The sequence below is a fragment of the Longimicrobium sp. genome (assembly GCF_036387355.1).
In the GTDB taxonomy this organism is placed as follows: Bacteria; Gemmatimonadota; Gemmatimonadetes; order Longimicrobiales; family Longimicrobiaceae; genus Longimicrobium.
Genome location: NZ_DASVTX010000089.1, coordinates 1 through 8,479, shown reverse-complemented (window position 1 = coordinate 8,479; position 8,479 = coordinate 1). Strand labels below are relative to the sequence as shown.

Below are 8,479 nucleotides of genomic sequence, written 5' to 3'. Positions count from 1 at the left end.
CATGGCCCGGGCCGTTCCGCGGACGCGGGCGCCGGACCGCCGCGGCGCGCGGCCCAAAAAGCGCCGCTACAGGCGGGGGACGGTGACGCCCACCTGCCCCTGGTACTTGCCCTTGCGGTCCTTGTAGCTCACCTCGGGCCCCTCGGGGTCGCCCTCAAAGAAGATCACCTGCGCGATCCCCTCGTTGGCGTAGATGCGCGCCGGCAGCGGGGTGGTGTTGCTGATTTCCAGCGTCACGTACCCCTCCCACTCCGGCTCGAACGGGGTCACGTTGGTGATGATGCCGCACCGCGCGTACGTGGACTTGCCCACGCACAGCGTGATGACGTTGCGCGGAATGCGGAAGTACTCCACCGAGCGGGCCAGCGCGAACGAGTTGGGCGGCACGATGCACACGTCGCCCGTGAAGTTCACGAAGCTCTTGTCATCAAACGCCTTGGGGTCGACGATGGCGTTGTTGACGTTGGTAAAGATCTTGAACTCGTCCGCCACCCGCATGTCGTAGCCGTAGCTGGACACGCCGTAGCTGATGGTGCCCTCGCGCACCTGGGCGTCCTCGTACGGCTCGATCATGCCGTGCTCGCGGGCCATCTTCCGGATCCACCGGTCGGACCGAATGCTCATGCGTGCGGAACGGAACGTGAAAGGCGGGCGGTTCGCCCGAACCGCGCCTCGCGGGCGGGGTAAACAGGCCGGGCGGCGGGGACGGGAACAGGCGGCAACCTACGCACCCCCCGGTGGGGCGGCAAGGCCCGTTTTTCGCCCTCCCCCGTTCGCTTGACCCGGCTGGAACCGCGCAGTATCTTGGCGCGGCTCCGCACAAGTGAAGCTTTTCACAAACTCCTGTTTCAAGGACCGGCCCGACGCCATGCTTCGCCCGTACCTTCCCGTACTGATCCTCCTGTTCCTGTCGGTCGCGCAGGCAATCGGGATGGTGGTGCTGTCGTCGGTGCTCAGTCCGGGCAAGGCGACCAAGGCCAAGTCGGCTCCGTACGAGAGCGGAATGAACCCGCTCGGCGGCACGCGCGAGCGGTTCTCGGTCAAGTTCTACGTCGTGGCGATCCTGTTCATCGTGTTCGACGTGGAAACCGTGTTCCTGCTCCCGTGGGCCGTGAGCATGCGGGCGCTGGGCTGGGAGGGCTTCGCGGTGGCGATGATCTTCATCTTCATCCTCACCGTGGGGCTGATCTACGAATGGAAGAAAGGAGCGCTGGAATGGGACTGAACTCTCCCTCCGGCAGCATGGATCCGCAGGAAGGCCAGCCGCGCAACGCGGAGGGCCTCGCCGTTCATCAGGGCCTGCCCGGCGCGGTGCAGCCGGCCACCCTGCAGCAGAACAACATCTTCGACGGCCAGCCGGGGTTCATGACCACCCGCCTGGACGCCGTCGTGAACTGGGCCCGCATCAACTCGCTGTGGCCCATGCCCTTTGGCACCGCGTGCTGCGCCATCGAGATGATGGCGACCGCCGCCACGCGGTACGACCTGGCCCGCTTCGGCATGGAGCGCATGAGCTTCAGCCCGCGGCAGGCCGACCTGCTGATCTGCGCCGGCCGCGTGAGCTACAAGATGGCGCCGGTGCTCAAGCGCATCTGGGAGCAGATGCCGAGCCCCAAGTGGGCCATCAGCATGGGCGCCTGCGCCAGCACGGGCGGCGTCTTTGACGTGTACAGCATGGTGCAGGGGATCGACACCATCATTCCCGTGGACGTGTACGTGCCGGGGTGCCCGCCGCGCCCCGAGTCGCTGATGTACGGCATACTGCTGATTCAGGAAAAGATCCGGAACAGCGCCGCCACGTCCGACGACGAGTGGAACGCGGTGGACCAGCTTCCGGAAACGGGGAGCTACCTGCCGCGCGAGGTGCTGGACCGGGTGACGCTGCCCTTTGGCAACAGCACCAACCAGAACCGCAGCAGCGGACTCGTCAGCACGGGCGCGGTGGTGCGCGTCTCGGACCGGCGGCCATGAAAAACGGCAGTGCCCGGTTCCCAGTGCCCGGTGCCCGGACGGGCCTCTGTGCTGGGCACTGCGCACTGAGCACTGGGCACTTCTCTGTCTGATATGAGCGACTTCAAGAAGGGGCTCGAGGGGCTGGACCAGGGCCCCCGCCCCTCCGAGTCCGAGGCCCCCGGCGCGCCGCCCCAGGCGGGCGACCTGCCGCCGCACCCCTCCGTGGACGCCCTTCGCGAGGAGTTCGGCGAGGCGGTGCTGCGGCACGAGCTGGTGGCCGGCGACGAGCACATCGTGTACGTGCCCGCGGAGCGCAGCCTGGAGATCCTCACCTGGCTGCGCGACGCCCAGCGGTACGACTTTCTGCAGGACCTCACGGCCGTGGACTACGGCGGCGGGCGGTCCCTTCAGGTCGTGTACCAGCTGTGGGGCACCGCCACCCGGCTGAACCTGCGCGTCAAGGTGGAGCTGCCCCTGGACGCGCTGGAGATGGACACCGTGTACTTCCTGTGGCGCGCGGCCGACTGGCTGGAGCGCGAGGTGTACGACATGTTCGGCGTCGTGTTCCGGGGCCACCCGGACCTGCGCCGCATCCTGATGCCGTACAACTACGCCGAAGGGCACCCGCTGCGGAAGGACTTTCCCCTGCGCGGCCGCTTCAGCCGCGCCGAGCAGACCCGCCGCGCCCTGTCCATGAAGACCGAGGACCACTACTCGCCGCAGGAGCTGGAGATGGCCCAGGCGCTGGGCCAGACCATGCCCGATCCGTTCAACTCCGACCAGACGGAGCAGAACCAGTTCGGCGGAATGGGGGGAGCGGGCTGATGGCGCTGCGCAGAGTCGTCTACAACGTCACCCGCAACCCCGAGCTCGCGTCCGGGGGAAGCCTGGTGCACGCGCCCGTGGTTCCCGTGCAGGGCGAAGCCCGCGAAGTGCACGAGGACGTGTCGGGCGAGCACATGCTCATCAACATCGGCCCGCAGCACCCCGCCACCCACGGCGTGCTGCGCCTGGTGCTGGAGCTGGACGGCGAAACCGTCGTCCGCTGCATTCCGCACATCGGCTACCTGCATTCGTCGTTCGAAAAGCTGGGCGAGTACCGGGACTGGAACCAGGTGGTTCCGCTCACCGACCGCATGGACTACCTGGCGCCGCTGATCTACAACTGCGCCTACGCCATGGCGGTGGAAAAGATGATGGGCATCACCGTCACCGAGCGCTGCAAGGTGGTGCGGGTGATGTGCATGGAGCTGGACCGCATCTTCAGCCACCTGCTCTGGCTGGGAACCACGGGGATCGACCTGGGCGCCTTCACGGTCTTCCTGTACACGTTCCAGCAGCGCGAAAAAATCTACGACCTGCACGAGAACCTCACGGGCGCGCGCATCACCACCAGCAGCACGCGCATCGGCGGGATGATGGCCGACCTGCCGGCGGGGTGGGTGGACCAGCTGGACCAGTTCCTTACCGGCTTCCTTCCGGTGCTGGACGAGGTCGACACGCTGCTCACCAACAACGCCATCTGGATCGGCCGCACGCAGGACGTGGGCACCATCAGCGCCGAGGACGCCATCAACTTCGGCCTCAGCGGCCCCAACCTGCGCGCGTCCGGCGTGAGCTACGACGTGCGGCGCGACCGTCCGTACTACGACTACGAGACGTACGACTTCGACGTCCCGGTGGGCGAGCACGGCGACATCTACGACCGCTACCTCTGCCGCATGGAGGAGATGCGCCAGAGCGTGCGCATCCTTCGCCAGGCCATTCAGCGGCTGCCGGGCGGGCCCATCAACGTGGACGACCCCCGCGTCATTCTGCCGCCCAAGACGGCGGCCATGAACGACATGGAGTCCATGATCCACCACTTCAAGGTGGTGATGGAGGGCGTTCGCGCCCCGGTGGGCGAGTCGTGGTTCTCGGTGGAGTCGTCCAAGGGCGAGCTGGGGATGTACGTGGTGTCGGACGGCGGCAGCAAGCCCGTCCGGTGGCGCGTGCGCGGCCCCAGCTTCATCAACATCGCCGCGCTTCCGCACATGATCGAGGGGGCGCTGCTCTCCGACGTGATCGCGGTGAACGCGTCGCTCGACATCGTGCTGGGGGAGATCGACCGATGAGCGCCGAGCCGATCCGCTCCGGCAGCGAGTACGACCCGACGTCGTGGCCCGAGGCGCTGCGAGTGCCCGGCTTCGCCGGCGACACGGGGGAGTTCGCGAACCTGTCCGAGGCCGACGTGCGCGGCAGCGCGTACGTGGGCCAGCGCCCGGCCGACGGCGGCCACGCCAGCGTGGCCGGCACGCTTCCGTACCAGGTGGCCACCAGCCACCCCGAGGCGCCCCTGTTCACGGGCCCGTACGAGGAGCGGCTGGAGAAGGTGCTGAGCCGCTACCCCGACCGGCAGGCGGCGCTGCTTCCCGCGCTGCACCTGGCGCACGAGCTGCGCGGCTTTCTGAGCCCGCAGACGCAGGACGAGGTGGCCGAGCGGCTGCAGCTTCCGCCGGCGTACGTGCGGGGCGTGGCCACGTTCTACACCATGTACAACCTGGCCCCGGTGGGGAAGTACCTGATCCAGGTGTGCACCAACATCTCGTGCAACCTGTGCGGCGGCGACGCCGTGCTGGAAAGCTTTCTGAAGCACACGGGCACGGACCTGGGCGAAACGTCGGCCAACGGGCTGTGGACGGTGATCGAGGTGGAGTGCCTGGGCGCGTGCGGCTTTCCCACCGCGGTGCAGATCAACGAGCGCTACTTCGAGAACGTGCGGCCGGAAAACGTCCCCGCGATCCTGGAGCGGCTGGTGTAGAACGGCAGTGCCCAGTTCCGAGTGCCCAGTGCCCAGAGGGGCGCGGACATTCGGCGCTGGGACCGGGCACTTGGCACTGAGCACTGGGCACCTTCTTTCGATATGGCATATCCGTACAGGCACCCGTCCGAGGTGCAGCTCCTGTCCAGGCACTTCGGCGATCCGGAAGCCCGGACGCTCAAGGGCTGGGTGGAGCGCGGCGGCTACCAGGCGCTGCGCAAGGCGCTGGGCATGTCCCCCGCCGACATCGTAACCGAGGTCAAGAACTCGGGGCTGCGCGGCCGCGGCGGCGCCGGCTTCCCCACGGGGATGAAGTGGAGCTTCATGCCCAAGAAGGAGCCGGGCAAGCCGCACTTTCTGGTCTGCAACGCCGACGAGAGCGAGCCGGGGACGTTCAAGGACCGCGAGCTCATGCGGTGGACGCCCCACGCCCTGGTGGAGGGGTGCCTGATCGGCGCGCACGCCATCAACGCCGAGCACGCCTACATCTACATCCGCGGCGAGTTCTTCGAGGCGGCGCAGATCATGGCGCGCGCCATTGAAGAGGCGTACGCCGCCGGCTACATCGGCAAGAACATCCTGGGGTCCGGCATCAACCTGGACCTCACGCTGCACATCGGCGCGGGCGCCTACATCTGCGGTGAGGAGACGGGGCTGCTCAACTCGCTGGAGGGCCGCCGCGGCGAGCCCCGCGTAAAGCCGCCGTTTCCCGCCATCGCGGGCGCGTTCCGCTATCCCACGGCGGTGAACAACGTGGAGTCGCTGATCGCCGCCGCGCAGGTGGTGCTGAACGGCGCCGAGTGGTACAAGCAGTACGGGACGGAAAAGTCCGTCGGCACCAAGCTGTTCTGCGTGAGCGGCCACGTGAAGCGCCCGGGCAACTACGAGATGCCGCTGGGCTTCAACTTCAAGGAGTTCATCTACGACGTCTGCGGCGGCACCCCCACCGGCAAGCCGGTCAAGGCGGTGATCCCCGGCGGCTCGTCGGTGCCCATCCTCAAGGCTGACGAGCTGGACATCGGCATGGACTATGAGTCCATGGCCGCCGCGGGCACCATGCTGGGCTGCGGCTCCGTCATCGTCATGGACGAGGGCGTGAACGTGGTCAAGCAGGTGCGGCGCATGGTGGACTTCTACGCCCACGAGAGCTGCGGGCAGTGCACGCCCTGCCGCGAAGGCACGGCGTGGAGCGCCAAGATCCTGCGCCGCATTGAGAACGGGCGCGGCGCCCCCGAAGACCTCGACACCCTGCTGCAGATCTCCGACAACATGTCGGGCAAGACCATCTGCGTGCTTTCCGACGCCGCGGCCGCGCCGATCGTGTCGTCCATCCAGAAGTTCCGCGACGACTACCTGGCGCTCATGAGCGCCGGGCAGCTCGCCGGGGCCGGCGTCCGCTGATGCCGGCCACCGCTGACCACGAGGGATAACGGCACATGGCCGAACCCGTTCCGACGCCCGAGAACGTTTCCGTCACCATCGACGGAATGACCCTGTCGGTGCCCAAGGGCACCCGGCTGCTGGATGCGTGCGCCCAGGCGGGCGTGAGCATCTCCCACTACTGCTACCACCCGGGGCTTTCGGCCCCCGCCCAGTGCCGCATGTGCCTGGTGGAGGTGGAAAAGTCGCCCAAGCTGGTGGCCTCGTGCGTAGGCACGGTGGCGGACGGCATGGTGGTGCACACCCAGAGCGAGAACGCCCTCAAGGCCCGCGAGGGCGTGCTGGAGTTCTACCTGGTGAACCACCCGCTGGACTGCCCGGTGTGCGACCAGGCCGGCGAGTGCAAGCTGCAGGACTACGTGGCGGCCGAAGGGCCCGCCATGGGGCGCAGCAAGGAGCCCAAGCGCGTGCTGGGCCGCGACGACTTTGGCGGCGACGTGCTGTTCTACGCCGACCGCTGCGTCATGTGCACCCGCTGCGTGCGCTTCATGCGCGAGGTGGCGCAGGACGAGCGGCTCACGACGGTGCAGCGCGGCCACCGCATGGTGATCGACACCTTCTACGACGAAGGGCTCACGGGGAACATCTGGGCCGACAACGTCGTGGACCTGTGCCCCGTGGGCGCGCTGGTGAGCAAGGACTTCCTGCACAAGGCGCGCGCCTGGGACCTGGACCGCACGCCGTCGGTGTGCCCCAACTGCAGCATGGGGTGCAACGTGCGGCTGGAAACGCGCGACAACCAGGTGATGCGCCTGAAGCCGCGCCCCAACCCCGAAGTGAACGCGCACTGGATGTGCGACTTCGGCCGGCTGAACTACTCGTGGATGAACCGCGTGGACCGCATCGAGGCGCCGCTGGTGCGGGACGCCTCGGGCCGGCACACGCCCCTCTCCTGGGCCGACACGCTCACCCGGCTGGCCGACGCCCTGCGCGGCGCCACGGGCGGCGCGGCCGCGGTGGTGTCTCCGTTCGAAAGCAATGAGGGGATCGGCGCGCTGCGCCGGGTGATGGAGGCCGTCGGCGGGGGCGGCGGGGTGTTCCGCTGCGAGCAGGGCGAGGAAGTGGCGCTCCCGGGCTTTCCGGAGCTGGCGCTGCGCCGCGACCGTGCCGCGAACCCCGTGGGCGTCGAGCTGTTCGGCTTCGCGCGCACGGGCGGGGCGGACGGCAAGGGTGGGCTGGAGCAGCTGGACGCGCACACCGGCGTCCTCTTCGTCCTGGGCGACGAGCTGGCCGACGCGCCGGCGGACTTTGGCGCGAACGCCTCGCTGTTCGTGTACGTGGGGCAGCACCTGGGCCCCGCGGCGCGCAACGCCCACTTCATCCTCCCGGCCACCACGTTCGCGGAGATGGAAGGGACGTTTACCAACGTCCAGCGCCGGGTGCAGCGCTTCTGGCCCGCGCTGCGCGCGCCGGGAATGGCGCGTCCGTCGTGGCAGATCCTGGGCGTGCTGCTGGCCGGCATCAGCGAGTCGGGCGCGCCGGGGACGGCGGCCGACGCGTTCGCCGGGCTGGGCACCGTGCGCCCCGAGTTCGGCGCGCTGAGCTGGGCGGACCTGGGCGCGCAGGGCGCCCCGCTCCCCGGCGTGCGCGAGCTGCAGGAGACGGGGGACTGAAGTAGAAAACAGTGCCAGGTGCCGGAGTGCCCAGTGCCCAGCGGGGCACGCCGGACCGGGCACTGGGCACTGGGCCCTGAGCACTGTTCTTCTGAGCACTTTCCTTTTCCGGACCGGACGCGAATGCAAGCAGGACAGATTCTGGCGGGCCTGGAACCGGCGAGCGACACGTTCTTTGTCGTGTCGTCCGTCCTCAAGGTGCTGCTGGTCTTCGTGGTGGTGCTGGTGACCGTGGCCATGCTCACGCTCATGGAGCGCAAGGTGAGCGCGTGGATGCAGGACCGCATCGGTCCCAACCGCGTGGGGCCGGGCGGCTTCGGCCAGCCCATCGCCGACGGCATCAAGAACATCCTCAAGGAAGAAACCAACCCGGCGGAAGCGAACGGGGTGTTCTTCACCCTGGCGCCCATGCTGTCCATCATCCCGGCGATGGTGACCTTCGCCGTGATCCCGTTCGCGGCGCCGCTCCCCATCTTCGGCTCGGTGGTGCCGATGGTGATCGCCGACGTGCCGGTGGGCGTGCTGTTTCTGATGGCGTTCAGCTCGCTGGGCGTGTACGGCATCGTGATGGCGGGGTGGGCCAGCAGCAACAAATACGCGCTGCTGGGCGGCCTGCGCGCCGGCGCGCAGATGATCTCGTACGAGATCGCGCTGGGGCTGGCGCTGATGTCCG

The 8,479-nt window shown here is 68.4% G+C and carries 9 protein-coding genes; 8 read left to right on the top strand and 1 reads right to left on the bottom strand.

Going from position 1 to position 8,479, the window contains the following annotated elements; translation table 11 throughout:
• Window positions 1-66: 66 nt before the first annotated feature.
• Window positions 67-624 (bottom strand): dCTP deaminase, encoded by a 558-nt coding sequence (gene dcd, locus VF665_RS04285; protein ID WP_331052174.1) that lies wholly within the window; start codon window positions 622-624, stop codon window positions 67-69.
• A 244-nt stretch (window positions 625-868) separates the two neighbouring features.
• On the opposite strand from dcd, the gene VF665_RS04280 reads away from it, so the two are divergent.
• From VF665_RS04280 to VF665_RS04245, 8 genes are all read left to right on the top strand, one after another.
• Window positions 869-1,225, top strand: coding sequence for an NADH-quinone oxidoreductase subunit A (locus tag VF665_RS04280; protein ID WP_331052173.1), 357 nt, complete (start codon window positions 869-871; stop codon window positions 1,223-1,225).
• 140 nt (window positions 1,226-1,365) lie between these two features.
• Window positions 1,366-1,971 carry an NADH-quinone oxidoreductase subunit NuoB gene (locus VF665_RS04275; RefSeq protein ID WP_349263097.1) on the top strand — a complete coding sequence of 202 codons (606 nt, stop codon included), beginning with the start codon at window positions 1,366-1,368 and terminating at the stop codon, window positions 1,969-1,971.
• Window positions 1,972-2,064: 93 nt separating this feature from the next.
• Window positions 2,065-2,778, top strand: coding sequence for an NADH-quinone oxidoreductase subunit C (locus tag VF665_RS04270; RefSeq protein ID WP_331052171.1), 714 nt, complete (start codon window positions 2,065-2,067; stop codon window positions 2,776-2,778).
• Window positions 2,778-4,067, top strand: coding sequence for an NADH dehydrogenase (quinone) subunit D (gene nuoD, locus VF665_RS04265; RefSeq protein WP_331052170.1), 1,290 nt, complete (start codon window positions 2,778-2,780; stop codon window positions 4,065-4,067). Before VF665_RS04270 ends, nuoD begins: the two co-directional genes overlap by 1 nt.
• Window positions 4,064-4,753, top strand: a complete 690-nt coding sequence (locus tag VF665_RS04260; protein WP_331052169.1) for an NAD(P)H-dependent oxidoreductase subunit E — start codon at window positions 4,064-4,066, stop codon at window positions 4,751-4,753. Before nuoD ends, VF665_RS04260 begins: the two co-directional genes overlap by 4 nt.
• 102 nt (window positions 4,754-4,855) lie before the next feature.
• Window positions 4,856-6,154: an NADH-quinone oxidoreductase subunit NuoF gene (nuoF, locus tag VF665_RS04255; protein WP_331052168.1), complete on the top strand. Its 1,299-nt coding sequence runs from the start codon at window positions 4,856-4,858 to the stop codon at window positions 6,152-6,154.
• 35 nt (window positions 6,155-6,189) lie between these two features.
• Entirely contained in the window at window positions 6,190-7,806 is a 1,617-nt protein-coding gene (locus VF665_RS04250) for a 2Fe-2S iron-sulfur cluster-binding protein (RefSeq protein WP_331052167.1), read from the top strand.
• A gap of 123 nt (window positions 7,807-7,929) precedes the next feature.
• On the top strand, window positions 7,930-8,479 hold a 550-nt coding region (locus VF665_RS04245), incomplete at its 3' end, for a complex I subunit 1 family protein (protein WP_331052166.1).

Excerpts from the sequence above, each read along its gene's own strand:
- VF665_RS04250 (WP_331052167.1), top strand. The coding sequence starts at position 6,190 with ATGGCCGAACCCGTTCCGACGCCCGAGAACGTTTCCGTCACCATCGAC.
- VF665_RS04280 (WP_331052173.1), top strand. The coding sequence starts at position 869 with ATGCTTCGCCCGTACCTTCCCGTACTGATCCTCCTGTTCCTGTCGGTC.
- nuoD (WP_331052170.1), top strand. The coding sequence starts at position 2,778 with ATGGCGCTGCGCAGAGTCGTCTACAACGTCACCCGCAACCCCGAGCTC.
- nuoF (WP_331052168.1), top strand. The coding sequence starts at position 4,856 with ATGGCATATCCGTACAGGCACCCGTCCGAGGTGCAGCTCCTGTCCAGG.
- dcd (WP_331052174.1), bottom strand. The coding sequence starts at position 624 with ATGAGCATTCGGTCCGACCGGTGGATCCGGAAGATGGCCCGCGAGCAC.
- VF665_RS04275 (WP_349263097.1), top strand. The coding sequence starts at position 1,366 with ATGACCACCCGCCTGGACGCCGTCGTGAACTGGGCCCGCATCAACTCG.
- VF665_RS04270 (WP_331052171.1), top strand. The coding sequence starts at position 2,065 with ATGAGCGACTTCAAGAAGGGGCTCGAGGGGCTGGACCAGGGCCCCCGC.
- VF665_RS04260 (WP_331052169.1), top strand. The coding sequence starts at position 4,064 with ATGAGCGCCGAGCCGATCCGCTCCGGCAGCGAGTACGACCCGACGTCG.